Here is a 26,178-nt window from a genome sequence, read left to right as displayed (position 1 = left end):
GAGGTTAATATGAATACATATAAAAAACTTAAAAAATCTATATTTAAAATTGCTGTGATTTCAGTGTGCCTACTTGTAGCATTAGTAAATGTACATCCTATATTTGCAGGAAGTTCTTCTAATAAACTTGTAAAAAAGAATCAGATAAAAGTAATAAATGCTAAAAATTATAGTCTAAAACAAGATAATTATGAAGTTAATATTAGAGTTCCTAAGATAGAAGGTTTAAAAGATAAAGATTTAGAGAATAAATTAAACAATGAATTTATGGAAAATGGGAAAAAGCTTTATAGTGAATTTCAGAATAAAATGAAAAAAGAAAATAATAAAGGTCATAGATACTTAAATGTAAGTTATAGTGTAAAAAATAATTCTAAGGATTTTTTATCTATAGAAGTTAAAAAAGAAGAGATAGAAGCTTCTTCATATGTAACTAAAACGCATTATACTATTGATAAAAATAGAGAAATACTATTAAATTTACCAATATTTTTTAAAGATAGTAGATATATAGATGTTATAAGTGATAATATAAAAGAACAGATGAAAAATCAAATTAAGAAAGACAATACAAAATCATATTTTATAGACCAAGAAAAAGATTCCCCAGTAAAAAATTTTGAGTCTATAAATAAGTATCAAGATTTCTATTTTAATAAAGATGGAAACCTTGTAATTAGTTTTGATGAATATGAAGTGGCTCCTGGTTATATTGGGCCAGTTGAGTTTGTAATACCAGACAAAGTAATAAAAAATTTAAAGTAGACATATAAAAGATTTTTAAATAGACAGGTAAGGAGAAATATATGAATATATATGAACAAGCGATAAAGTTAATAGAAAATAACGAGGACTTTGCATTTGCTACAATAACTTCTCACTCAGGTTCAACACCACGTGAAACTGGAGCAATGATGATTGTAAAAAGTGATGGTTCTATATTTGGTTCTGTAGGTGGAGGAAGTGTAGAAGCAACATGCATAAAACATTCAATTAATGTTATAAAAAATAGAGAGTCAATGTTGTATAAATTTACTCTAAATAAAACTGATATAGCAAAGCTTGGAATGATATGTGGTGGTACTGGAGAAATACAGATAGATTTTATTGATAGTAAATTGAAGAGCAATTTAGAAAGATTTAATAAAAACTTAAAAGAAAATATAAGTAAAGCATATATATTTGGGGCAGGTCATATTTCAAAAGATGTAGCAGTAATATTATCACTTTTAGAATTTAGGACAGTAGTAATAGACGATAGAGAGGAATTTGCTAATTCTGAAAGATTTCCAGATTCAGAAGTAGTAGTTTTAGATTCTTTTGAAAATATACCAGATTTTCCAATTGATGAAAATAGCTATATAATTATTTTAACAAGAGGTCACTTGTATGATTCAAGTTCACTGGAATGGGCTCTTAAAACGAATCCTTGTTATATAGGTATGATTGGAAGTAGAACAAAAATCGGATTGACATATGAAAAACTTATGAAAAATGGGTTCAGTAAGGAAGAACTAAATAAAGTACATGCGCCAATAGGAATAAAATTAGATGCTCAGACACCAGCAGAAATAGCTGTATGTATAGCAGCTGAACTTATAAATTGCAGGGCAAATAAGGAAAAAAGAAATTAATGAACATGATAAGTAAAGATTATGATATTCTAAATGTTAGTTTTAAAAATAAAGAAATAGAAGCAGCTTTATTTTATAAGAATAGAAAAAATATTTGTATAAAAATAGACTCATTTGGTAAAGTAATTGTAATAAGTCCTCCTAAAGTTTCTAAAAAAACAATAAGAGACATAATACTTAAAAAAGGAGATTGGATACTTAAAAAATCTTCTGAATATAAAGATAGAGAAGAAGTATATAGAGAAAAAACATTCATGACAGGGGATAAATTTCTCTATCTTGGTGAAGAGTATTGTTTAATTATAAATGAAACTTTGGAGGCTTGTGTTAAAAAAAGTAATTGTAAAATAAATATTGATGAATCTAAAATAATTGTTCAAACCAACGATACAAGTAAAGACTTTATTAAAAAATCTTTGAAGTACTGGTACAAAAAAGAAAGTCAAAGAATCGTCTCAGAAAGAATAGATTATCTTAAATCGAATTGTGATATAATGAAGCAACTAACACCAGTTAATGTAAAAGTAAAAGAACAAAAAAGTAGGTGGGGGAGTTGTACATCTCAAAAAAATATTTATATAAATTCAAAAATATCTATGGCGAGGTTAGATGTCATTGATTATATAATAATACATGAATTTAGTCATTTATTACATATGAATCACTCAAAAAAATTTTATGATTTGGTAAAAAATATTATGCCAGATTATAAAGATAAAGAAAATTGGCTTAAAAAAAATGAGTATAAGATAACAATATGAAAACGATTATTTCAAAATATGGATTTAAAATATAGAAAAATGATTATTTTGAAGAAAATAAATAATCTGAAAATTTTAAAAAAAGTCGTTGACATTATAAAAAATAGATAATATAATCTATATTAACAGCAAAACAAAGTTAAAAAATAAAATTAAATAAATAAAAGCAATGACAGAGACAACAATACTAATGGAGTTATCCACAGAGAACCAATGTTGCTGAGAATTGGTGTTAACAGTAGTATAATGATCACTCTGGAGCTTTTGTACTGAATATATTTTAGTAAGTACAAACGTCTGCCAACGTTATATGGCTAAGGTTAAGGTAATCAATTACCCGACCTGAAAAAAGAGAGGTAGATGTATTTTTTATATCTACAAATAAGGTGGTACCGCGGAATTTAACTTTCGTCCTTATAAGTAATATTTATATTGCTTATAAAGACGAAAGTTTTTTTAATTTAAGCAATATAAAAGATTAATCCATATAAAATAATAATAAAAAAATAAGGAGGAGTTTTTTATGGAAAATACTGTATATGCTAAATTAAACCAAGGGATAGATTCTTTTTTAAGAGTGGCAATGACACTGAGAAGAAGAGAAGTTGATATACAATCAATAAGTATGACTGTAGATAATATGAATAATTCAGGTATAAAATTGATAGTAAACGAAGAAAAGACATCTCTAGATAGTGTCTTAAATCATATGAAGAAACTACATGATATAAGAGAAATAACTGTTGAACAGGTGAGACACTAATCAAACATGACTTATAAAAATTAAAAACAAATATGAAGAAACTAATGTTTAAATAAAAACTAAAGATAAATATTAAATGAGAAAAATCTTAGATTGAAAATACGATTATCATTGAAATTATAAAGAAATTACAAATTTAAAAAACTTAAAATTATAAATATTAAGATTATTAAAAATTATAAGTATTGAGATTCTAAAGATTAAAATTCTATAAATTAGAAAATAAAGTTTGTTAAGTAATATAGAACTAATGATAATGAGTATAAATTTCTAATAAAAATAAATATCATAAAATAATTAAGAGAAAATATTGGGAGGAAGTAAAGATGGCAAAGATGTATTATGAAAATGATGTAAATTTAGAGGTTTTAAAAAATAAAAAGGTTGCAGTTTTAGGATATGGTAGTCAAGGTCATGCACATGCACAAAACCTTAGAGATAATGGTGTGGATGTAGTGATAGGGCTTTATGATGGAAGTAAGTCAGCGCAAAAAGCAAAAGAGGATGGATTTGAAGTAAAGAGTGTGGCAGAAGCTACGAGAGAAAGTGATTTAACAATGTTGTTAATGCCTGATGAAAAGCAAAAGAAAGTTTATGAAGAAAGTGTTAGAGATAATTTAAAAGAAGGTCAGACACTAGCATTTGCTCATGGATTCAATATACACTATAATCAAGTACAACCACCAGAATTTGTTGATGTTGTAATGGTAGCTCCTAAAGGACCTGGTCACCTAGTTAGAAATGTATTTACTAAAGGAAGTGGAGTTCCAGCATTGTTTGCAGTATATCAAGATTACACTAAAAAAGCCACAGAGACAGTTTTGGCATATGCAAAAGGAATAGGAGCTACAAGAGCAGGAGTTTTAGAAACTACTTTTAAAGAAGAAACAGAAACTGACTTATTTGGAGAGCAATCAGTACTTTGTGGTGGTATAAGTGAACTTATAAAGTTAGGATATAAGACACTTGTAGATGCGGGGTATCAAAAAGAAGTAGCATATTTTGAATGTCTACATGAAATGAAACTAATAGTTGACCTTATATATGAAGGTGGATTTGAAAGAATGAGATACAGTATAAGTGATACAGCAGAATATGGAGATTATGTATCTGGTAAAAGAGTAATAACTGATGCAGCAAAACAAGGTATGCAAGATGTATTAGAAGATATACAAAATGGAAAATTTGCTAAGGCATGGATTAAAGAAAATGAAGAAGGGCGTGAGAACTTCCTAAAAACTAGAGAAACAGAATATACTACAGAAATAGCTGAAGTTGGTAGAAATCTAAGAAGTATGATGTCATTCTTGAAATAAATATATTAAATGGATTAGTTTGAGGGAAAGAGTGGTGCATAGTAGTGCGTATTAATGGAGCAAAGGTAATTTTAGAATGTTTGAAGAAAGAGGGCGTTGACACAATATTTGGATATCCTGGTGGAGCAGTAATACCTCTTTATGATGCTCTATATGATTATCTAGATGATTTTAAACATATAAGGACTTCACATGAACAAGGTTTGGTTCATGCAGCAGATGGATATGCAAGAAGTACTAATACAGTGGGGGTTTGTTTTACAACATCTGGGCCAGGAGCAACGAATGCTATAACTGGTATAGCAACAGCTTTTATGGATTCTTCTCCTATGGTTGTAATTTCAGGTCAAGTTCCAACTAGTTTATTGGGTAAAGATTCTTTTCAAGAAATTGATATAACTGGAGCAACCCTATCTATGACAAAGCACAATTATCTAGTTAGAAATACTAAAGAGTTAGTACCTACAATAAAAGAAGCTTTTAGAGTTGCAAACTCAGGAAGAAAAGGACCTGTACTTGTAGATGTTCCAAAGGATTTATTTTTAGCAGAAATGGATTTTAATGATGAGGATTATGATTTATGTCAAATAGATGAGTATATGGATTATAAGGATGATTTTGACTTAGATGATGAAAACAACCTTAAGCTTTTAAAAGATGCAGTAGATATAATAAAAGAGTCCAAAAAAACTATAATCTATGCTGGTGGGGGAGTTAAATCTTCAGATAGTGAAGAAGTTCTTGTAAAATTTGCAACGAAGATAGATACACCTGTATTAAATACACTTATGGGGCTTGGAAATATAGATAGAAAAAATGAACTATCTCTTGGTATGGTTGGAATGCATGGAAGTAGAGAAAGTAATTTGGCACTTTCTAATTCAGATTTAGTGATAGCAATAGGTGCAAGATTTAGTGATAGAGTAATAAGTAAAAGTTCTGAATTTGCTAAAAATGCAAAAATAATACACATAGATATAGACCCATCTGAAATAAGTAAAAATATAAAGTCCAATGTATCTTTAGTTGGAGATGTAAAGATGGTTCTTAGTTTACTACTAGAAAGGGTTGAAAGTAAGGACAATAGCAATTGGAAAGAGGAAATAAAGACCTTTAGAAAAGGTGAGGGTGTAGAGGAAAAAGAGTTCCATCCACAAAATATACTTAGAAAAATAAACGAGAAATATGAACAATTGGGAAATCCAACTGTAGTTGTTACTGATGTTGGTCAGCATCAAATGTGGTCTGCTAAGTATTGGGACTTTAAAGGAAATAAAAGTTTTATAACATCAGCAGGTCTAGGAACGATGGGATTTGGTTTAGGAGCTGCTATTGGAACTAAAGTTGGTAACTTAGATAAAAATGTAGTTTTAGTCACTGGTGATGGAAGCTTTAGAATGAACTGTAATGAGTTAGCTACAGTTGCAAATTATAATGTGCCTATGCTTATTTTGTTGCTTAATAACAGAACTCTAGGAATGGTAAGACAATGGCAGAAATTATTTTCTAATCAAAGATACTCTCAAACTGATATTAATGAAAATGTAGACTATGTTAAGCTTGTAAATGCTTATAATATAGATGGATATAAGGCATGTGATATGGAAGGATTAGAAAGAGCTTTGGATGCAATAGATTTTAATAAACCTGTATTTTTACAATGTGATATAGATAAAGACTATGATGTTTATCCTATTGTAGCTCCTAATGATGCATTAGAAAATTTGATATGTAATTAAAATTTGATACTGAATATTGATAAAGTTTTTTATTAAAATTTTATTGGTATTCAGTTTTTTATTTTGCAATAATCTTAAGTATAGATTAATATTTTTTAGTTTTGTAATAATTTAATGCATGTATGATAAAGTATTGATTAAATATTAATAATGTAATTTAGAATAATAATGTAATTTAAGTAAATAATAATTTTGAATAATAATTTACGGAGGTATTCATATGTTTAAGCATGATAAAGCTTTATTAAAAGAAGTAAAAGTAGAAAGACCAAACCCTCAATATGCTGTTTTGATGCAAGAACAGTTAGGTGGTGGAAATGGAGAATTAAAAGCAGCAATGCAATATTTAGCTCAAAGTTTTAGAATAAAAGACCCCCAAATAAAAGATTTATTTCTTGATATAGCAGCAGAAGAACTTAGTCATATGGAAATGGTAGGTCAAACTATAAATTTATTAAATGGGCATGATGTTGATTACAAAGCAGTTGATACAGGGGAAATAGAAACGCATGTCTTAACTGGATTATCACCAGTATTAATAAATTCATCAGGAGCTCCATGGACTGCTGATTATGTTACAGTTACAGGAGATTTAGTAGCTGATTTACTTTCAAATATAGCTTCTGAACAAAGAGCAAAGGTAGTTTATGAGTATCTATATAGACAAATTGATGATAAATATGTAAAAGAAACAATTGACTTTTTGCTTAATAGAGAAGAAGCGCATAATGCTTTATTTAGAGATGCTTTAAATAAGGTTAAAGATACAGGTTCAAACAAGGATTTTGGAGTTACAGAAGATTCTAAGCTATATTTCGATTTATCAACTCCAGGACCAAATCATGATACTAAGATAGATATCAATCCTCCTTCTTTTGAAAAACCCTTAAAGAAATAGCTTGATATTTCTTGTATTGTTTTGTTTTGGTAGGTATTTAAAAAATTATTTGCCTAGAGGAATTAAGTAGATAAAAACTTAAATATATACAGTTAAAAGTGGGTATACACTTATTATAAGTGTATATCTATTTTTTTATTGCAAAACATATAACAAAATAATAAATGAGGTGGTATTATGTCAACTAATAAAAAACCTAATAATTTAATAAATGAGAAATCTCCATATCTTTTACAACATGCATATAATCCAATAAATTGGTACAGTTGGAACGAAGAAACTTTTAAAAAGGCAAAGGAAGAAGATAAACCGATATTTTTAAGTATTGGATACTCAACTTGCCACTGGTGCCATGTTATGGAAAATGAATCTTTTGAAGATGAAGAAGTTGCTGAAATAATGAACAAAAACTTTATAGCAATAAAAGTAGACAAGGAAGAAAGACCAGATATAGATAGTGTATATATGACAGTTTGTCAAGCAATGACAGGTAGTGGTGGATGGCCAATGACCATAATAATGACTCCTGATAAAAAACCTTTTTTTGCAGGAACTTATTTTCCAAAATACTCAAGATATAATAGACCAGGCGTTATAGATTTATTGGAAAATGTATCTGAAAAATGGAATAAAAATAAAGATATGCTTATAAAATCTGGAAATGAAATAGTAGAGGCTCTTAAAGATGATTTTGGAGTAAAAAATACAGATGGTGATTTATCAAAAGATATGTTAAGTTCATCAGTTGGAATATTTAAAGCTATTTATGATGATAAATATGGTGGTTTTGGGAATGCACCTAAATTTCCAAGTCCTCAAAATCTTATGTTTTTGATGAAATACTATAGTATAGAAAAAGATGAAGATGTATTAAAAATGGTGGAAAAAACTTTAGATGGAATGTACAGAGGAGGTCTATTTGACCATATTGGATTTGGTTTTTCAAGATATTCCACTGATAAAAAATGGTTAGCACCTCATTTTGAAAAGATGCTATATGACAATGCTATGCTTACAGTTGCTTATTTAGATGCATACAAGATAACCAAGAAAGAGCTATATAAAGAAATCGCGATAAAAACTATAGATTATGTAATTAGAGAGATGCAAGATAAAGAAGGTGGATTTTATTCAGCACAAGATGCAGATAGTGAGGGAGAGGAAGGTAAATTTTATACATTTAATCCACTTGAAATAATTGATATATTAGGTGAAGAAGATGGAAAATTCTTTAATGATTACTTTGATATAACTAATAGTGGAAATTTTGAGGGAAAAAGTATTCCTAATCTTATAAAAAATAAAGAATACGATAAGTATAATGAAAGAATAGCTAATTTGAGTAAAAAGGTATTTGAATATAGGAAAGAAAGAACTTCTTTGCATAAAGATGATAAGATACTGACATCATGGAATGCATTGATGGTAGTAGCTTTAGCAAAGGCTTATAAGACTCTAAAAAATGATACATATTTGGAGTATTCAAATATGTGTCTTGATTTTATAAATAATAATCTTGTGAATAAAGCAGGTAGATTATTAGCTAGATATAGAGATGGAAGTGCTGATTATTTAGCGTATTTGGATGATTATGCATTTTTAATATGGGCATATATAGAACTTTATGAATCAACATTTGATATAAAGTATTTAGAAGAAGCATTAAAATTAAATGAAAATTGTATTGAGCTTTTTTGGGACTATGAAAAAAGTGGATTTTACCTATATGGTAAAGATAGTGAAAATTTAATAGCAAGACCAAAAGATTTGTATGATGGAGCTATTCCATCAGGTAACTCTGTACAATTATATAATCTTATAAGACTTGCAAAGATTACTGGTGATAATAAACTTGAAGAATTGTCATATAAGCAATTAAAACTTTATTCAGATAGTGTAAAAAATTCACCAACTGGATATAGTTTCTATATGCTTTCATTAATGTATGAACTTTATCCTACAAAGGAAATCATATGTATTTTAAAGGAAAACTCTGATTTGATTGGTTTTAAGACTTTAGTAAGTGAAAATTTTGTACCAAATGCAACTTTTTTAGTAAAAAAATACAATGAAGAAAATACTAAGATAGGTTTTTTAAATAATTATAAATTAAAAAATGACAAAACTACTTACTATGTATGTCAGAATAATAGTTGTAGTCAACCATTTAATGATTCACAAAAACTAAATGATATAATTTCTATGAGAGACTAATTGTAATGTTAAAAGAACTCAGTATTGATACTTGATACTGAGTTCTTTTAATAAATAATAAGCATTAATTTAATTGTCTTTAGTCCTTAAATCAATATGAAGTAACTTTTAGACTTTATACAAATAAATACTCTGTTTTACTCTTAAGAAAGTTAATACCTATTTTAAATTATAGAGGTTATTAGTCCTTTTTATTTACTCTATTTCTTCTTTTTGAGAATTCTTTAAGTGCTTCAGATTTAATTTTATCTATTTCTTCATCTTCTACAAAGTTAGCATCTTCTTCGAATCCATCTTGTTCTTCGCCATTAAAACGATACATTTTTTTTAGTAAACTCCACAAAGTTTCCAATTCATCTTGAGTAAACTCATGAAATACATCTGCCATAAAGTTTATTCCAACTTTACCACATTTTATCATAACTTGTTTTCCTAAATCTGTAACTTTTACATTAATCGCTCTTTTATCATTTGGACTTGGAATTACTTGAACATATCCGTTTTTTTCAAGGTTAGCAACTATTCTATTTATATTTTGTTTACTTGTACCCATTTTTCGTGCAATATTATTTAATGTTGTTTCTTCTTCTGGCAAGTGAAGAATAGATAAAATAGTCATATATTGTCTTGAAGTAAGTACATCAAAATACTTATCACCTTCTATTTGTATTTTGTTTGTAAGAGTAAAAAGAGTTGCGTATGTTTGATTCATTAGAAACAATTCTTTCAATTCATTTGAATAATCCATAAAATATCTCCTTTATATTTAGATATTATTTTGACGAAAACAGAATATCACGAATTGAATATAATGTCAATATGATGTCCAAGTATAGTTAAATGTTCTTTCTAAATAATTAATATTCAATAACTAAATTATTATATAGTTATTTAGAGAAACACTTGTATAGCAATTTATACTAATAATTAATAAGTAAGAAACTTATATAGAACATTTTTGACTTGAAAATTGTAGTAATATAGTATATAAGTTAATATGTTGAATAAATTCAGGCTGGAGGAGTAATTATGAAGTGTACAAATTTTACTTTCAAAGGAAAAGAAGATTTAGATATATATACATATAAATGGGAAGATGAAAGTATAGAAGACCCAAAGGCAATTGTACAAATTGCCCATGGAATGGCAGAAACTGCACAAAGGTATGAAGTTTTTGCTAAAGAGCTTACTAAAAATGGATATATAGTGTATATAAATGACCATAGAGGACATGGAAAAACTGCAAAGACAGTAGAGAATGTTGGGCATCTAGCTGAAGAAGAAGGTTTTAGATGTCTTGTAGAAGATATGAATACTTTAACAAGTATTATAAAAAAGGAAAATAAAGATTTGCCAATTTATTTGTTTGGACATAGTATGGGGTCATTTGCTAGCCAAAGATACATAATGGATTACAGTGATAATTTATCTGGTCTTATATTATGTGGTTCAAATGGACAACAAGGTATCATTCTAAATTTTGCTCACCTAATAATTAATCATGAGATTAAAAAGCATGGAAGAAATTCTCGAAGCAATAAAATAAATGATTTAATATTTGGAGGAGAAAGCATAAGAAGAAATAAAAATACTAAATTTGATTGGTTAAGTAGAGATAAAGAACAAGTTGAAAAATATATAAATGACCCATTTTGTGGGGTTGTATGTACTTGTGGCTTTTTTTACGATTTAGTACAAGGATTAAAAGAAATAGAGGATAAAGAAAACTTAAAAAAGATACCACTTGATATTCCTATTTACATAATATCTGGAGATAAAGACCCTATAGGTAAAAATGGTAAGGGTGTCTTGAGACTTAGAGATAGATATATAAATCTAGGAGTAAAAGATGTAACATGTAAACTCTATAAAGGTGGAAGACATGAATTATTGAATGAGATAAATAAAGAGGAAGTTTTTGAAGATGTTATTTGTTGGTTAAATGAAAAAATAGGAATTTTGTAGTGCAGTAATATATGAATGATATATAAATAAAATATTAGTATTAGACTCAGTTTTATATAGCTATTTGAATGAGCTAGTTTTTGCATATAAAGAACAAAAAAGAGAGTATTTCAAAATGATTTTTTATCATAAATGAAATACTCTCTTTTATTTTCTTACTTTAAAGTAATGAGTATATCGAAATCTTAAGAAAATCTTTTGTTTTAAAGCTATATTTTCTTAAGAAAATTAAGTTAATCTATAAAAAGAATAAAAAATATTTAATTTTTTTAAGAAATAAAACAGAGTTTAACGGAGGTAGTAGATATGAATAAAATATTAAGTGTAGAAAATATAAAAAAATACTATAAAAGTAGGGGGAATACTACAAAAGCTCTTGATAACATTAGCTTTGAAGTTGAAAGTGGAGAGTATATTGGTATTATGGGAGCTTCTGGAAGTGGTAAGACTACTTTACTGAATTGTATTTCTACCATAGATAAAGCAACAGAAGGTAGTATTTATATAGGAAATCAAGAGATAACTACTATGGGTGAAGATGAATTATCTAAATTTCGTAGAGAAGAATTAGGGTTTATATTTCAAGATTTTAACTTATTAGATACACTTACAGCACATGATAATATAGCTTTGGCTTTGGCTATCAATGGAATTAACCCAAAAAAAATAGATACTAAAATAAAAGATATAGCAAATAGATTAGGGGTTTATGAAATTCTTAATAAATACCCATATGAAATGTCTGGTGGACAAAAGCAAAGAATAGCATGTGCAAGAGCTATAATAACAAATCCATCACTAATATTAGCGGACGAGCCTACAGGTGCTTTGGATTCCAAGTCAGCAAAAATGTTTTTAGAGAATCTTGAAGTTTTAAATGAAGAATTGAAAGCTACAATATTAATGGTTACGCATGATGCTTTTACAGCTAGTTATTGTAAAAGGATATTATTTATAAAAGATGGAAAGATATTCAATGAGTTGGTTCGTGGTAATAATACAAGACAAGAATTTTTTGATAGGATAATAAAAATAATATCACTTCTTGGAGGTGATGATAAAGATGTTTTTTAATAAAAATAATGACTATGTCTCTAGAGTATCAAGTGGCGCATTTAAAAAATTAGCTCTAAATAATGTAAAAAAGAGTATGAAAAATTATCTGATTTACTTTATAACTCTTACATTTGGAGTTACTATTTTATATACTTTTAATTCTCTAGACAATGATATAGCAATGCTTGGTGGCAATGCTTTACTGAGTTCAAGTATTGGATTAGTTAGAGGTATTGTGGGTGTTTTTTCAATTGTAGTATGTATGATATTTGGCTTTTTAATTGTATATGCCAATAATTTCTTAATGAAAAAGCGTAAAAAAGAGTTTGGTATATATACGATTCTTGGAATGGATAAAAGAGATATAAATAAATTAATGTTTAAGGAAACAGTGATAATAGGTATATTTGCTTTAATAACAGGCATCATGTTTGGAGTATTTATTTCAAAAGGACTCAGTATAGTTGCTTTGAAAATGTTAGGGGTATCATCATCAGGATTTTCTTTCTCAATATTTACAACTGTCAAAACGGTAGTATTTTTTGGAATTGTATTATTATTGGTTAATAAATTTAATAAAAAAACAATAAACAAATATAAGTTAATAGACCTATTAAATGCAAATAAAAAGAATGAGGTTTCTATTGCTAAAGGGAAAAAATCTAACTTAATATTATTCTTTTTGTCTATTGTGTTAATTGTGACATCATATATATTACCATTAAAAGTAAAACCATCTACATTTATATTAGGGATATGTATAATTCTTATGTTAGTAGGTACTTATTTCTTTTTTATGTCAGTATCTGATTTTATAATGATAAAAATAAAGAAGCATAGACGTGTATATTATAAAAATTTAAATCCATTTGTAATAAGTCAAATAAGTAGTCGTATTAAGACAATGAGTATGTCTATCACTGTAATTTGTTTGCTATTATTTTCTTCTATGATAGTGATACCTTTTGGTATATCATTTGGTAAATACTTAATAACTGATTTACAAGAAGCAACTCCTTATGATGTAACATTATCTAGACTTTTTATGGATGGAGATAATATTGTTGAATACAGTACAGAAAAAAGTAATATAAACAGTGAAATACCTTCACTTAAAGATACTTTAATAACAAATAAATTACCTTTATCTTCATTTTCATCTAGTACAAGTGATTTAAGGATATACTCTTTAAAAGATATAAGTCAGTATGATTTTGCAATTGATGAGAGTGAAAAAACAACTGAATTGAAAAATAATAAACTTGCTATTGTTTCACTTAGTGATTATAATGCTACCAGAAAACAAAGTGGATTAGAAGAAATAAAATTAAATAAAAATGAATTTGCAATAAGCTGTGCTGTAGAAGACTACAGAGCATTTTATGAAAAATATATTAATAGTCAATCAAAATATATTACAGTAAATGGAGTAAAGCTTAATTTAAACCAGACAAATCTATATACTAATTCTTATAATACAAATGTAGTTCCATTAGATAATGGTACTTTAATTGTGCCTGATATTGTAGTAAAAAACTTAAATCCTACTATGGTTACATTAAATATTAATTATAAAGAAAAAAGTAATAGTCTAGAAAATAAATTTATGGAAGCATACTATAAATTCCAAAGTAAAGTTAATAATTCTGATGACTATAGTATTGACTATAAATCAGTTATAGATGGAGAAAAAAAAGCTTTAAATACTGCATTTTCCTTTGTAGCAATATATATAGGTGTTATACTTCTAGTATCAGCAGGTGCAATATTAGCACTACAACAACTTATGGAATCAACAGTCAATAAAGAAAGATTTAAATTATTAAGAAAGCTTGGTGTAAATAAAAAAGATATGAAAAAAGCTATATTTGCACAAGTATTTATATTATTTGCAACTCCTTTAGTGTTAGCTATTATAAATGCTCTATTTATATCAAAAGTGTTATTTATCGTAGTACCAATTATGACAGGAATGGGAATTATCACAAATATGTTATTAACAATGAGTATTGTCCTAATCATATATGGAATCTATTTTATCTCAAGTTTCTTTGAAAGTTTAAATATAATAAATGAAAGCATGTAAATAAATTAAGTTTTTGAATAGACTACCTAAGGAAATCTATTAATTAAGCTATGATTATACAAACTTAATTAATAGATTTACCTACTTTAGGTTAGCAAGATAAGATTTTGACTTATAATTTAACCAATAGTTAAATTATAAGTCTTTTGTTAACTTTACCTCAATTTACTAATAAATGCTTTTTTAATATACTTAAATTAAGAGATATACATTAAGGAGGTATATATGCGAATTAAAATAGGTGAAGTCATACAAACACTGAGAAAAGAAAAAAGTTTAACACAAGAACAATTAGCAAAGTTTATAGGAGTGTCAACACCAGCAGTATCTAAATGGGAAAGTGGAAATTCTTATCCAGATATAGAATTATTGCCAGTATTAGCAGATTTTTTTAATGTATCTGTTGACAAACTTTTAAACTATAAAGTAGATTTAAGTGAAGAAGAAGCAATGAAAGTTTATAAAGAACTAGAAGCAATTCTTGCTAAAGTAGAAATTGATTTATCAACAGAAGAACCGCTAGAAGAATTTAAAGAAGATTTAGAATCTGTAGAAAGACTTGCTAATATGTATATGGAGAAATATCCTCAAAGTTATCTGTTAAAGTTAAAAATAAGTTCGCTATATCAAATGTACTCATATAAATTTGGTAAAGATAAATTCAATAGTAAAATTAAAGAAACAACAAATATTCTTGAAGATATAGTGAGAAATACAGATGATATTCAGATTAAAGAAACAGCACTTATTATTTTATCAAATGCATATTATATGTTAGATGATTATGAAAAGGCAGAGTTATATTTAAATATGATACATAAACCAATAGGAGACACAAGTGTTAATTTAGCTATGATATATTTAAGTCAAAATAGACTAGATGAAGCAGAAACATTACTTCAAAATAAATTATTTAGCGATGTATTTAATACAACTCTGGATTGTAAAGGATTAATTAATGTATGTAAAAATAAATATAAAGAATTAAAAAAAGAGTTAGATGATGGAAGTTATGACAAAAAAACAGCAGATAAAGAAATGGAATATATAAAAAATAAGTCATTAGGATATGCAAATGTATCTTTAGAAATAAAGAAGAAATTTAGTGAAAATAGGGGAGCTTTTTTTGGAATATACATGGACTACATAGAGCTATCTTTAAATCTCTTATTTTTTAATATGAAAGAAGAAGCTAAAGAAGCTTTATATGGTCTAAAAGAAATATTAGAAAAATATCCTCTACATGAAAGTTCAGATACAAGTCAAATGACGTTTTTTGATAAAGTAAAATCTAAAAATTCATATACTTTTAATGTATATACTAATTTACTCATCATGTTTAATGATAATAGTTTTAATGAATTAAGAGAAGAACCAATTTTTGAATCTATAATTGAAAGGGTTTCAGAATTGGAGAAAATGTTAAAAGATAAATAATGAATAAATATTTAGTGTGACAACCTAAACTTAGTAAATAAAAAGCTAGAAAGTAGGATACTTAATAAAGTAAATATCTTATTTCTAGCTTTTTATTTTATAAAATAAGTTATCAAACATAGAAATTTAATTTGTATGAAATAAGTCATTAACCGTAGAATATAAAAAAATTATGAATAAAATAAATTTAGAAGTTACAAAAAAGTTACATAAATTTAGAAAGTTATAATATACATATATAATATAGGATTAAAACTGTAATAAATAAGTTAATTTAAAATTTGAACATGAAAGGGGAAATATTATGGAAAAAAGAGAAAAGAAAATAATAATATCATCTTTATTAAGTGTATCAATTTTAATGAGTTTAGTAAGCATATATTCTATATTAAATAAAGAAGAGATAAGTCTAACTGTTAAAGGCCAAGAACAAAAAGTATCTTCATTTAAAAAGACAGTTGAAGAACTTTTGGATGAACAGGGAGTGAAATACAATTCTGAAGATAAAATTAATCCAAGTTTGAATACAGAATTAAAGGATAATATGAAAATTAAGGTTGTTAAAGTAACTAAAAATCAAAAAGAAGAATTTGAAAAAATACCATTTGACACAAAACATGTGAATGATAGCAATTTAGTAAAAGGAAAATCTAAAGTCTATCAGGAGGGAATAGAAGGAGAGAAAAAACTAGTCTATAATTTAACTTACCATGATGGGGAGCTAGTCAAAAAAGTCTTATCAAAAGAAGTAATTTCTAAAGAACCAACTGCAAAAATTATAAAAAATGGAACTAAAGAAAAAGTCTTAATTGCATCAAGAGGAGCAAATACAAGAGGAAGAAAACATATGAGAGTGGTTGCTACTGCATATGCAGGAGATACTATAACATCTACTGGTACAACGCCAAGATGGGGAGTAATTGCAGTTGACCCAAATATAATACCATATGGAACAAAAGTATATATACCTAGATTAGGCATGACATTTGTTGCAGAAGACTGTGGAGGTGCAATTAAAGGTAACAGAATAGATATATTTATGAATAGTGAAGGAAAAGCATCTAATTGGGGAAGACAGAGTTTAGATATATATGTATATTAATTTAGTGAATATAATAACTTTACTTAGAAGGAAAAAAAGTATAAAATATGAATTAATTAAACTGTTAGATTATTCTTGAAACAGAAAAAATATAGCTAAGGGGGGGATAAGATGAAAATAGTCTGCTTAGGAGACAGTTTAACATATGGATTTGGTGTATCACGAAGTAATTCATGGACAAACATTGTGAGTCAAGAGACTAGATTAGAAATAATAAATAAGGGTATAAATGGTGATACAACAAGTGGTATGTTAGTTAGATTTAATGAAGATGTTTTACAGAATTCTCCCGATATAGTTTTTATAATGGGTGGTACTAATGATTTTATTGCTGGAGCAGGAAATGAAGTTATTAATTCTAATATAATGGCTATGGTACATCAAGCATATGCTAAAAATATTATACCAATAATAGGTATACCACTTAAACCAGATATTCCAAATGTTAGGGAAGACTGGAGTAGCTTTACGGATTTTAATACAGTATCAAAAAAGTTAGAGTCATACAATTATTGGATAAAAAAATTTAGTGTGACATTTAATACTGATTTTGTAGATTTTTATTCTGAATATAATAAAAGTATGGAAAAGGAAGGATATAAAAAATTATATTTTGATGGATTACATCCAACTAAGGAAGGTCATAGAATGATTGCAAATATTTTTATTAAGTCAATTAATAAGTATATAGAAGAGTCATAATTGTATAAAAAAGATTTATCTATGCAATTATAATAAATGGATAAAATAGGGAGGATTTTATTATGGATTATACTAAAACTTATGAAGAATGGGTAAAGAGTTCATATTTTGATGAAGATACAAAACTAGAATTAGATAAAATAAAAGATAATGAAAAAGAGATAGAAGATAGATTTTATAAGGATTTAGAATTTGGAACTGCTGGTCTTAGAGGTGTAATTGAAGCAGGGACTAATAGAATCAACAAGTACACAGTTAGAAGAGCTACTTTTGGATTGGCAAACTATATACTAGAAAATACTACAGAGGAAGAAAAAAATAGGGGTGTAGTAATAGCTCATGATAATAGACATAAATCTAGAGAATTTTGTATAGAATCTGCAAATACATTAGCAGCGTGTGGTATAAAGGCATATATATTTGATAGTTTAAGAACTACTCCAGAATTGTCTTTTGCTGTTAGAAATCTAAATGCAATAGCAGGGATAGTTATAACAGCTAGCCATAATCCACCTGAATACAATGGATACAAAGTATACTGGGAAGATGGGGCACAAGTTATGCCAGATATTGCAAATGCAATAACAGAAAAAGTAAATAGCATACATGATTATAGTATGATACCAACTTTAAGTGAAGCTAATAAAAATTTAGTAGTCTTATTGGACGAAACACAGGATACTGAATTTATAGAAGCTGTAAAAAGTCAAGTTATAAGAAAAGATTTAGTAAAAAGCGTAGGTAAAAATTTTAAAATAGTTTATACACCTCTTTGTGGAACTGGCAATATTCCAATAAGAAGAGCATTAAAAGAAGTAGGATTTGAAAACATATTAGTGGTTCCAGAAGAAGAAAATCCAGACCCAAATTTTGCAGGGCTTGATTACCCAAATCCAGAAGAAAAAAAAGCTTTAAATAGAGGAATATTACTTGCAAAAGAAAAAGGAGCAGACCTTGTAATAGCAACTGACCCAGATTGTGATAGAGTAGGTGTAGCTGTAAGAACTACTACAGGTGAATATGTATTACTTACAGGAAATCAAATTGGTGGAATGTTGACACACTATATAATAGAAGGCTTAAAAGAAAATAACAAATTAAAAGAAAATCCTACAATGATAAAAACTATAGTTACATCAGAATTTGGAGCAGATATAGCAAAAGAAAATAATGTTGATGTACTAAATGTTCTTACAGGTTTTAAATTTATTGGTGAAAAAATAAAATTATTTGAAGAAAATAAAGATAGAAATTATGTATTTGGATATGAAGAAAGTTATGGTTATTTAGTTGGAACTCATGCAAGAGATAAAGACGGTGTTGTTTCATCATTATTAATATCTGAAATGGCAGCATTTTACTATTCAAAAGGTATGAGCTTATATGAAGGCTTAATAGAACTGTATAAGAAATATGGATTCTTTAAAGAACAGACTATATCTTTAACTTTAAAAGGTATAGAAGGTGTGGAAAAAATAAAAGAGATAATATCTTATTTTAGAGAAAATCAAATTGATTGTATAAATAATATAAAGGTAATTGATAAAAAAGACTATAAAAATGGTGTAGATAATCTTCCTAAGTCTGATGTTTTAAAATATTTCTTGGAAGATGAGTCTTGGGTAGCTATAAGACCATCAGGAACAGAACCAAAGCTGAAATTTTATATAGCTGTAAAAGGAACTAGTGATGTTGAAGCAGATGAAAAGCTTAGAGGTTTAAAAGAATATATAGATATTATGGTATCAAAATTAAAATAAAACAGACTAAATTGCTACATAGAATAATAATAAATAAGTATTAAAAGATGCAATTTTATTTGTATTTAAATAAAAGCATTATAAAAAACTGACTGACATTTAATTGACAGTCAGTTTTTTATTTAAAAAGTATTTTACGAAAATTATTATTTTAATTATTTGTTTTGATATTTTTTTGTTATATTTGTAATGAATGATTTATTAAATTCTATACAACTGTATATTTTTGATAATTAAATAATATGAGATTATTGTCATAAGATATATTGATATTAATTTTTATATATTTTGTTTGTACTCTTTTGTAAACAGAAACGGGATATAAAATAAAGATATAAATATTAGGCGTTCTACAATATTATAATAGCTAGAAATTGTTTCAGCGTCGCTGTCAAGAACTATAAGAGATAAGCTATTAACTAAAACATGAATTATAGAACAAACCCATATATTTTTAGTTTTCATGTAAACATAACCTAAAAATATAGAAAGTCCAATTCCATATATCAAATGCACTGTACTTCCAATTATTGGAGCTTCTGGGCTATATAATGTAAATTGTAGCGGTAAATGCCATAAACTCCAACAAATACCTACCATTATGACACCTGTTTTTTTAGAAAATTTATCAAAAAAGAGATTTTGTAGATAATATCTCCAACCATATTCTTCACATAAAAAATGATAAATAGATATTAATGATGTTAAGGGAGTAAGCATATAATATAAAATTCCATTATAGTTAAGTTGGTTTTTACTTATCATCAATCCAAATATGATTTGAGAAAATATAAAGTAAATAATTAATAAAGCACTTATTTTAAAATTTTTTAGAAGATATAAATCTTTTGATTTAAAAGAATAAATAATAACACATAAACTACTTAAAAAAGTTAATATAAGATTCATTATTTCTAACTTATCATTATTTATTAAATTTAATGATTCAATAATAAATAACAAAAAATAAGCAAGAAAAAACAGTATTATTAGTGAATAAAACTTATACTTATCGTTAGTTTTCCCTTCAGTGTAAAATTTTGCAATGGCAACTGAGGATAATGGTAAAATCATCATGAATGATGCAAAATTTTCTGGTTTAATAAACTTCATAAAATACAATAGTAAACCTAGTAAATAAGTAAGTCCAAAAGTTATAGAAAAAAATATTATAATTTGGATTTTCTTTCTTTTTACTTCATTTTCAATATATATTGGATTTAATAAGTTTATAAATTTTTCTTGTGAATTCAATAAAAGTAACCTCCTTTACAGTATATTTTTTTAGTATGTAAACTTTAAAGACATTTGTTTTAAAAATAGATTTATTTTTCAGACCTACTATTAATCTCTCTTAGTTTTGTATAATAATATAAAAATAAAGCAATATATACTATAGGTAATAAAAGTAATACTTTTAAATCAAGGTCAAATGTATTAGTATAAAATGTAAATATGACTGCTAATAATACAATTATTAAGTTTGGGATTGTTTGAAGAAATGCTTGTTTTGCTCTTTTATTCATTGTATTTCCTCCTCGTAAATATTAATATTTCAAAATGTTTTTCATAAAATAATCAGTAAATTATATTTAACTTTCTTAATCAAAGTATAGCAAGAGAATAAGAATAAAGAGTTACTAAAATATTACAATGAAAAATAAAGAAATAAAAAAGTTTATATTTCAAGGTTTTAGAATTGCTTTATTATACTTAAAACTATATAAGTGTGATACAATAAAAATACATTTAATAATTTTATTTATAGGAGTTTAATTTATATGGAAGTAAAAAAGATAGATAGTAATTACATAGAGCCTTTACTTAATAAATTAATTGATGAATATTACATAAATGAAAATATTTTATCAAATTTGATTAAAATAGAATCAGAAAAATTAAGAAATTATAAAAAATATGAAAAAGAATTTACAGCAGATTTAGATTTATGGGTAAAATGGATAAATTTTGTTTTGCAACTCGAATATACTATAGATGTTGATTCAGATTCTAGGATTAGAGGTATTTTAAGTTTACTAATCGATACATATGAACTTAATGTTGAATTTATAGCTAAAGTTGCACATGTTGAAGAACAATATGTTGTAGATTTTATGAATGGAGTAGATTACTTGCCAACAGAAGTAAAATATAGTATATGTGCTACTGCTATGAATCTGAGTTTAATATTTAAAAATACGGAAATATAAAGAGATAAGTATAAATATCTGTATTAATCTACCTAAATATCTTATGATGTTATCTATACATAGGTTATCTATACATAGAAAAAGCACCTATAATTAAAAGGTGCTTTTCTTATTTATCCAATTTATATTGTGTTTTTATCCTATTTGTTTTGTTAAAGCTTTTGCATATTTAATCTTTGATTTTTCATTAGTTTTTTCAAACAAATCTAAAGCACAATTAGTACAAATATTTATTTCATTACAACTATCTTTTTCAGAGTAAGTTATATACTTATTTTTAGACTTATCCATCTTTTCTCCACAATAACTACATACTATAAAGTTACTCATATTTTAAGACCTCCACTTTATTTATTTTTGAGTATAAAAATATTATTTAAATAGATTTTGTATTAACAATTAATGTAAAATTTGTATAATTCTGAAAATTAATTTGTTAAAATTATAGCAAATTTGTAACTTTACTTTTAATTATAATGTATTTTATTCGAAAGATAAACATTATAACCATAAATATTTAACATTTATTATATATTTCTTAAATTATAAACATAAGATTAATATTGATTTGATATAATTTTACATAATCAATAATTGTTTAAGAAGAAAAGATAATAAAATTAAAAGTCACCCTGATAATACTAGTTTGTTTAATATTTTTATTTGTTGTTGCTAAAAACTCTTTTATGTTGTCAATTCAATTAGAAAATACATCTCTAATTTCATCTTTTTAAATTAATACCACTAGAAGCTTGTATATAATCATAATTATAACCTAATAATATCTATTTAATTCAAGATTATAATTTTACTTTCGTTGCCTAGAAAATTAAAATGTTAGTAGAATTATTATTTTCAGTTTTTATTTATGTTATTTTTGTTTAAATAATTATATTATGGCATGAATCTGAGTATAATTAATATTGTATAATGAAATTAATATTAGAGAAAAGGGGATATTTATGTTTGGGATAGATAAAAAATTAATTGAGTATATAGTTGCAAAATCTAATTACAGTGAATTAAGTTCAAAATCAGCAGAAGTATCTTTTTTCTTAATGTTGTCTATATTTCCTTTTTTGATATTTACAATAAGTTCTATAGCATATATACCAGTTCTTCATTTAAATAAATATATAGCCTTATTTAGAAATATGATGCCAGAGAGTGCTTTTGATGTATTATCTTCAATTATAGTTTCTGCAATAGACAATAGAAGTTTAAATTTTTTAGCTGTCAGTTTTGTACTTACTATGTGGACATCTTCAAGAGCAGTAAAAGCACTTATTAAAGGAATGAATAGAGCTTATAAGGTTAAAGAAACTAGGTCTTTTTTTAAAATTTTATCTATATCATTTTTATTTACAATTATGCTTTTGGTATTGATTTTTTTATCTATGATATTTTTGGTTTATGGAGAGAAGATAGGTTACTTTATTTTTAACTTTATAGGATTAGATGAGATATTCATAAAAATATGGGATATTCTAAGATACACTGTAGGTATTGCAACAATAATAGTAATATTTACATTTTTATATAAGTATACACCTAATAAGAGTTTGACTATGAAAGAATCTGCTCCAGGTGCTATTTTTGCTACATTTGCTTGGTTTGTAGTATCATTTTTCTATTCTTATTATACAAATTATTATGCTAACTATGAAGTAATATATGGAAGTATAGCTGAAATAATTGTACTTATGACATGGATATATTTTAGTAGTTGGGTTATTGTTGTAGGCTATGAATTAAATTCAAGATTGTATTTTAGAAAGATAAGAAATGAAATATTAAAATAAAAATTGGTATTTAATATTGCAAATGTAAATTTTGTAAAAACGTTTTCTAAAAATAATTTACATTTGTTATTACATATGATAATATTGAGTTAAGATATTGCTAAGGAGATGATTCAATGTTGTCAACAGCTACATGGAGAAAAATGCTAATAAGTGCAGCAGAAATATTAAAAGAAAATAAGATATATTTATGTGAACTAGATGGTATAGTTGGAGATGGTGACCATGGAGTTACTATAGATAGAATAGCGGATTGTATGAGAAAAAGAGCTTTAGAAGAACATGATGATGATAGTATAAAATCAATTAATGAAGATTTGAGTACTTTATGTATGAATGTAAATGGGGGATCAGCAGGTCCTTTATGGGGAACTATATTTGAGGGAATGGCTGAAGGGATAGAAGATAAAAAAGAACTTAAAATAGAAGAAGTAAAAGAGATGTTTATTGAAGCAAGAGAAAATTTATCTCTTATTTCTACTGCTAAAGTAGGTCAAAAAACACTAGTAGATGCATTATACCCAGCAATAGATGCTATGTATAATACTGAAAGTGACAACATAAAAGATGTTTTTAAAGTGAGTTATGAGAAAGCAGTAGAAGGCGCAGAAAACACTAAAACTTACATAGCAAAATTTGGACGAGCAAAAAGTATAGGAGAAAGAAGTTTAGGGCATATGGACCCAGGTGCTGTTTCTATATCATTAATGTTTAAAGGTTTATATAGTGCATTATAAAAAAGATTAACAAAGCAATTAATCAATATAACAAATTTAATAGGGGGAATTTATCATGTCAATGAAAAAATTTATTAACCAACCAGAAGATTTAGCTAGAGAAGTTTTAGAAGGTTTAGAACTTTCAAATTCGGATTTACTAAGAGTTACAGATTCAAATTTAGTAATAAACAAAAAGTTGGAAGAAGAAGACAGAGTAACAATAGTTACTTTAGGAGGAGCAGGTCATGAACCAGCTTTAAGTGGATTTGTTGGGGATGGAATGGTTGATATAGCTGTAGTCGGAGATGTATTTGCCGCTCCAGGACCAAATTCTTGTTTAGAGGCTATAAAGATGGCAGACAAAGGGAAAGGTGTATTATTTGTAGTTCTTAATCATGCTGGAGATATGTTGACAGGAAACCTTGTTATGAAACAAGTTAAAAAAGAAGGATTAAATGTTAGAAAAGTTGTTACTCAAGAAGATATAGCAAATGCACCAAGAGAAAATAGTGATGATAGAAGAGGATTGGTCGGATGTATACCTTTATATAAAATAGCTGCAGGGGCTGCTAAAGAAGGAAAATCTTTAGATGAAGTTGCAGAAATAGCACAAAAATTTGCTGATAATATGGCAACTATAGCTGTTGCATGTAAAGGAGCAACTCATCCATCTACAGGTATGGTAATTTCTGAACTTGGAGAAAATGAAATGGAAATAGGAATGGGGCAACATGGAGAAGGTGGAGGTGGACGTATGGAAATGAAGTCTGCTGATGAAACTGCTGAAATAATGACACAGGCTTTAATAAAGGATTTGGATATCAAAGATGGTGAAAAAGTAATGTTAGTAGTTAATGGTTCAGGAGCTACTACTTTAATGGAAATGTTAATAGTTTATAGAAAGTGTCATAAAATATTACAAGAAAAAAATATAGAAATAGTTTCAAATTGTGTTGGAGAACTTTTGACTACTCAAGAAACAGCTGGATTCCAACTATTTATAGCTAGAATGGATGATGAATTATTGAGATATTTCAATTCACCATGCAATACACCTTACTTTAAAAAAAATTAGACTAAATTAAAGGGAGATAAAAAATGGCAGATAAAGATGGAATAATATTACCAAAAGATTATGGAATAGGGATAAAACCACTTCAACAGAGTTTTTATTTAAAAGGAATGGACAATGTAGATTGGGGAATGAAAAATAGATTATCAAAGATATTTAATCCTAAAACAGGAAAATCATTGATGCTAGCTTTTGACCATGGATATATAATGGGTCCTACTCAAGGATTGGAAAGATTAGACCTTTCAATCCCTGACCTTATAGAAGATGCAGATTGTCTTATGGCTACAAGAGGGGCTTTAAGAACGTGTATAAATCCCACTCAAGATAAAGCTATAGCACTTAGATGTTCAGCTGGGAGCTCCGTACTTAGAGAGGATATGAGTAGGGAAGTTATAGGAGTTGATATAGAAGATGCGATAAGAATGAATGCATCATGCTTAGCTATACAGACATTTATGGGGGCTGAAGGTGAATGTAAGGCTATAGAAAATTTAGTCAAAACAATAGATATGGGAAATAGATATTCAATACCAGTTTTGGGTGTCGTTGCAGTAGGTAAGGAGATGGAAAGAACTGCGAAATATTTTCTATTAGCCACTAGGATGTTAGCTGAATTTGGAGCAAGTATAGTAAAGACTTATTATTGTGAGGATTTTGAGAAAATAACATCTGCTTGTCCAGTGCCAATAGTCATAGCAGGAGGGAAAAAAGTTCCAGAAAAAGAAGCGTTAGAAATGGCTTATAGAGCTATAAATGAAGGAGCAGCAGGAGTTGATATGGGAAGAAATGTATTCCAATCAGAAAACCCAAAAGCTATGATAAAGGCAATAAAGGCTGTAGTTCATGAAAATAATACTCCAGAACAAGCATACAAGTTATTTGAAGAATTAAAAGAAGAATATAAGTAGTATAAATCAAGTTTAATATATAGGTTTCAAT

General features: G+C 26.8%; 24 protein-coding genes and 1 other annotated feature. Of the genes, 20 read left to right on the top strand and 4 right to left on the bottom strand.

From position 1 onward, the window contains the following. Positions 1 to 9 precede the first annotated feature (9 nt). The 8 genes from KGF45_RS04035 to KGF45_RS04000 all read left to right on the top strand — a co-directional run bounded on the left by KGF45_RS04035 (position 10) and on the right by KGF45_RS04000 (position 9,325). Positions 10 to 765 (top strand): DUF3298 and DUF4163 domain-containing protein, encoded by a 756-nt coding sequence (locus KGF45_RS04035; protein ID WP_227841889.1) that lies wholly within the window; start codon positions 10 to 12, stop codon positions 763 to 765. Positions 766 to 806: 41 nt separating this feature from the next. Next, a complete protein-coding gene (locus KGF45_RS04030) occupies positions 807 to 1,634 on the top strand; it encodes an XdhC family protein (protein WP_227827415.1) in 828 nt (275 codons plus the stop codon). Beyond that, complete coding sequence (locus KGF45_RS04025; RefSeq protein ID WP_227841888.1) at positions 1,634 to 2,395, top strand: SprT family zinc-dependent metalloprotease; 762 nt, start codon at positions 1,634 to 1,636, stop codon at positions 2,393 to 2,395. Before KGF45_RS04030 ends, KGF45_RS04025 begins: the two co-directional genes overlap by 1 nt. A 160-nt stretch (positions 2,396 to 2,555) precedes the next feature. Continuing rightward, positions 2,556 to 2,814, top strand: a binding site (T-box leader). A gap of 104 nt (positions 2,815 to 2,918) precedes the next feature. After that, complete coding sequence (locus tag KGF45_RS04020) at positions 2,919 to 3,158, top strand: ACT domain-containing protein (protein ID WP_227432962.1); 240 nt, start codon at positions 2,919 to 2,921, stop codon at positions 3,156 to 3,158. A gap of 296 nt (positions 3,159 to 3,454) precedes the next feature. Then, positions 3,455 to 4,474: a ketol-acid reductoisomerase gene (gene ilvC / locus KGF45_RS04015; RefSeq protein WP_304521577.1), complete on the top strand. Its 1,020-nt coding sequence runs from the start codon at positions 3,455 to 3,457 to the stop codon at positions 4,472 to 4,474. Between the two features lie 50 nt (positions 4,475 to 4,524). Beyond that, positions 4,525 to 6,213, top strand: a complete 1,689-nt coding sequence (ilvB, locus tag KGF45_RS04010; protein ID WP_227842012.1) for a biosynthetic-type acetolactate synthase large subunit — start codon at positions 4,525 to 4,527, stop codon at positions 6,211 to 6,213. A gap of 220 nt (positions 6,214 to 6,433) precedes the next feature. Next, a complete protein-coding gene (locus KGF45_RS04005) occupies positions 6,434 to 7,111 on the top strand; it encodes a manganese catalase family protein (protein ID WP_227827418.1) in 678 nt (225 codons plus the stop codon). 177 nt (positions 7,112 to 7,288) lie between these two features. Continuing rightward, complete coding sequence (locus tag KGF45_RS04000) at positions 7,289 to 9,325, top strand: thioredoxin domain-containing protein (RefSeq protein ID WP_227841887.1); 2,037 nt, start codon at positions 7,289 to 7,291, stop codon at positions 9,323 to 9,325. A gap of 181 nt (positions 9,326 to 9,506) precedes the next feature. Here the strand turns inward: KGF45_RS04000 and KGF45_RS03995 are convergent, their stop codons facing one another. Further along, entirely contained in the window at positions 9,507 to 10,073 is a 567-nt protein-coding gene (locus KGF45_RS03995) for a MarR family winged helix-turn-helix transcriptional regulator (RefSeq protein WP_227827420.1), read from the bottom strand. Between the two features lie 281 nt (positions 10,074 to 10,354). Here KGF45_RS03995 and KGF45_RS03990 point away from each other — a divergent pair, with 281 nt between their 5' ends. From KGF45_RS03990 to KGF45_RS03960, 7 genes are all read left to right on the top strand, one after another. Next, positions 10,355 to 11,290: an alpha/beta hydrolase gene (locus KGF45_RS03990; protein WP_227827421.1), complete on the top strand. Its 936-nt coding sequence runs from the start codon at positions 10,355 to 10,357 to the stop codon at positions 11,288 to 11,290. A gap of 306 nt (positions 11,291 to 11,596) precedes the next feature. Then, positions 11,597 to 12,364 carry an ABC transporter ATP-binding protein gene (locus KGF45_RS03985; protein ID WP_227827422.1) on the top strand — a complete coding sequence of 256 codons (768 nt, stop codon included), beginning with the start codon at positions 11,597 to 11,599 and terminating at the stop codon, positions 12,362 to 12,364. Beyond that, a complete protein-coding gene (locus KGF45_RS03980; RefSeq protein WP_227827423.1) occupies positions 12,354 to 14,432 on the top strand; it encodes an FtsX-like permease family protein in 2,079 nt (692 codons plus the stop codon). The genes KGF45_RS03985 and KGF45_RS03980 overlap by 11 nt, the downstream gene beginning before the upstream one ends. 225 nt (positions 14,433 to 14,657) lie before the next feature. After that, positions 14,658 to 15,869, top strand: coding sequence for a helix-turn-helix transcriptional regulator (locus KGF45_RS03975; RefSeq protein WP_227841886.1), 1,212 nt, complete (start codon positions 14,658 to 14,660; stop codon positions 15,867 to 15,869). 304 nt (positions 15,870 to 16,173) lie between these two features. Then, positions 16,174 to 16,971, top strand: coding sequence for a 3D domain-containing protein (locus tag KGF45_RS03970; protein ID WP_227827425.1), 798 nt, complete (start codon positions 16,174 to 16,176; stop codon positions 16,969 to 16,971). 111 nt (positions 16,972 to 17,082) lie between these two features. Beyond that, entirely contained in the window at positions 17,083 to 17,673 is a 591-nt protein-coding gene (locus KGF45_RS03965) for an SGNH/GDSL hydrolase family protein (RefSeq protein WP_227827426.1), read from the top strand. A 62-nt stretch (positions 17,674 to 17,735) separates the two neighbouring features. Then, entirely contained in the window at positions 17,736 to 19,433 is a 1,698-nt protein-coding gene (locus KGF45_RS03960) for a phospho-sugar mutase (RefSeq protein ID WP_227827427.1), read from the top strand. Between the two features lie 279 nt (positions 19,434 to 19,712). Here KGF45_RS03960 and KGF45_RS03955 read toward each other — a convergent pair whose 3' ends face one another. Next, the gene (locus tag KGF45_RS03955; RefSeq protein ID WP_227841885.1) at positions 19,713 to 20,687 is read right to left on the bottom strand and encodes a type II CAAX endopeptidase family protein; all 975 of its coding nucleotides are present in this window, start codon (positions 20,685 to 20,687) and stop codon (positions 19,713 to 19,715) included. Between the two features lie 71 nt (positions 20,688 to 20,758). After that, positions 20,759 to 20,959, bottom strand: a complete 201-nt coding sequence (locus KGF45_RS03950) for a hypothetical protein (RefSeq protein ID WP_227841884.1) — start codon at positions 20,957 to 20,959, stop codon at positions 20,759 to 20,761. A gap of 255 nt (positions 20,960 to 21,214) precedes the next feature. Between KGF45_RS03950 and KGF45_RS03945 the strand changes: the two genes are divergently transcribed. After that, on the top strand, positions 21,215 to 21,643 hold the full coding sequence (locus tag KGF45_RS03945; RefSeq protein ID WP_227841883.1) for an HTH domain-containing protein: 429 nt from the start codon (positions 21,215 to 21,217) through the stop codon (positions 21,641 to 21,643). A 135-nt stretch (positions 21,644 to 21,778) separates the two neighbouring features. On the opposite strand, the gene KGF45_RS03940 is transcribed toward KGF45_RS03945, so the two are convergent. After that, positions 21,779 to 21,973, bottom strand: coding sequence for a DNA-directed RNA polymerase (locus tag KGF45_RS03940; protein WP_227827431.1), 195 nt, complete (start codon positions 21,971 to 21,973; stop codon positions 21,779 to 21,781). Between the two features lie 632 nt (positions 21,974 to 22,605). Here KGF45_RS03940 and KGF45_RS03935 point away from each other — a divergent pair. From KGF45_RS03935 to lsrF, 4 genes are all read left to right on the top strand, one after another. Next, positions 22,606 to 23,445, top strand: a complete 840-nt coding sequence (locus KGF45_RS03935; protein WP_227827432.1) for a YihY/virulence factor BrkB family protein — start codon at positions 22,606 to 22,608, stop codon at positions 23,443 to 23,445. A 116-nt stretch (positions 23,446 to 23,561) separates the two neighbouring features. Beyond that, positions 23,562 to 24,182, top strand: coding sequence for a dihydroxyacetone kinase subunit DhaL (gene dhaL / locus KGF45_RS03930; protein WP_227827433.1), 621 nt, complete (start codon positions 23,562 to 23,564; stop codon positions 24,180 to 24,182). Positions 24,183 to 24,237: 55 nt separating this feature from the next. Beyond that, complete coding sequence (locus KGF45_RS03925; RefSeq protein ID WP_227827434.1) at positions 24,238 to 25,239, top strand: dihydroxyacetone kinase subunit DhaK; 1,002 nt, start codon at positions 24,238 to 24,240, stop codon at positions 25,237 to 25,239. Positions 25,240 to 25,262: 23 nt separating this feature from the next. Beyond that, the gene (gene lsrF, locus KGF45_RS03920; RefSeq protein ID WP_227827435.1) at positions 25,263 to 26,147 is read left to right on the top strand and encodes a 3-hydroxy-5-phosphonooxypentane-2,4-dione thiolase; all 885 of its coding nucleotides are present in this window, start codon (positions 25,263 to 25,265) and stop codon (positions 26,145 to 26,147) included. Positions 26,148 to 26,178: the final 31 nt, after the last annotated feature.

This window comes from Clostridioides sp. ZZV14-6154 (assembly GCF_020657785.1).
Taxonomy (GTDB): domain Bacteria; phylum Bacillota; class Clostridia; order Peptostreptococcales; family Peptostreptococcaceae; genus Clostridioides.
This window is presented reverse-complemented; position numbering and strand designations above follow the sequence as displayed.

Bases quoted from the DNA above. Each gene is read 5' to 3' on its own strand.
- KGF45_RS03965 (WP_227827426.1), top strand. From the start codon at position 17,083: ATGAAAATAGTCTGCTTAGGAGACAGTTTAACATATGGATTTGGTGTA.
- KGF45_RS04025 (WP_227841888.1), top strand. From the start codon at position 1,634: ATGAACATGATAAGTAAAGATTATGATATTCTAAATGTTAGTTTTAAA.
- KGF45_RS03985 (WP_227827422.1), top strand. From the start codon at position 11,597: ATGAATAAAATATTAAGTGTAGAAAATATAAAAAAATACTATAAAAGT.
- dhaL (WP_227827433.1), top strand. From the start codon at position 23,562: ATGTTGTCAACAGCTACATGGAGAAAAATGCTAATAAGTGCAGCAGAA.
- KGF45_RS04005 (WP_227827418.1), top strand. From the start codon at position 6,434: ATGTTTAAGCATGATAAAGCTTTATTAAAAGAAGTAAAAGTAGAAAGA.
- KGF45_RS03935 (WP_227827432.1), top strand. From the start codon at position 22,606: ATGTTTGGGATAGATAAAAAATTAATTGAGTATATAGTTGCAAAATCT.
- KGF45_RS03925 (WP_227827434.1), top strand. From the start codon at position 24,238: ATGTCAATGAAAAAATTTATTAACCAACCAGAAGATTTAGCTAGAGAA.
- KGF45_RS03950 (WP_227841884.1), bottom strand. From the start codon at position 20,959: ATGAATAAAAGAGCAAAACAAGCATTTCTTCAAACAATCCCAAACTTA.
- lsrF (WP_227827435.1), top strand. From the start codon at position 25,263: ATGGCAGATAAAGATGGAATAATATTACCAAAAGATTATGGAATAGGG.
- KGF45_RS04020 (WP_227432962.1), top strand. From the start codon at position 2,919: ATGGAAAATACTGTATATGCTAAATTAAACCAAGGGATAGATTCTTTT.
- KGF45_RS04035 (WP_227841889.1), top strand. From the start codon at position 10: ATGAATACATATAAAAAACTTAAAAAATCTATATTTAAAATTGCTGTG.
- KGF45_RS04000 (WP_227841887.1), top strand. From the start codon at position 7,289: ATGTCAACTAATAAAAAACCTAATAATTTAATAAATGAGAAATCTCCA.
- KGF45_RS03980 (WP_227827423.1), top strand. From the start codon at position 12,354: ATGTTTTTTAATAAAAATAATGACTATGTCTCTAGAGTATCAAGTGGC.
- KGF45_RS04030 (WP_227827415.1), top strand. From the start codon at position 807: ATGAATATATATGAACAAGCGATAAAGTTAATAGAAAATAACGAGGAC.
- KGF45_RS03970 (WP_227827425.1), top strand. From the start codon at position 16,174: ATGGAAAAAAGAGAAAAGAAAATAATAATATCATCTTTATTAAGTGTA.
- KGF45_RS03945 (WP_227841883.1), top strand. From the start codon at position 21,215: ATGGAAGTAAAAAAGATAGATAGTAATTACATAGAGCCTTTACTTAAT.
- KGF45_RS03960 (WP_227827427.1), top strand. From the start codon at position 17,736: ATGGATTATACTAAAACTTATGAAGAATGGGTAAAGAGTTCATATTTT.
- KGF45_RS03995 (WP_227827420.1), bottom strand. From the start codon at position 10,073: ATGGATTATTCAAATGAATTGAAAGAATTGTTTCTAATGAATCAAACA.
- KGF45_RS03990 (WP_227827421.1), top strand. From the start codon at position 10,355: ATGAAGTGTACAAATTTTACTTTCAAAGGAAAAGAAGATTTAGATATA.
- KGF45_RS03975 (WP_227841886.1), top strand. From the start codon at position 14,658: ATGCGAATTAAAATAGGTGAAGTCATACAAACACTGAGAAAAGAAAAA.
- KGF45_RS03940 (WP_227827431.1), bottom strand. From the start codon at position 21,973: ATGAGTAACTTTATAGTATGTAGTTATTGTGGAGAAAAGATGGATAAG.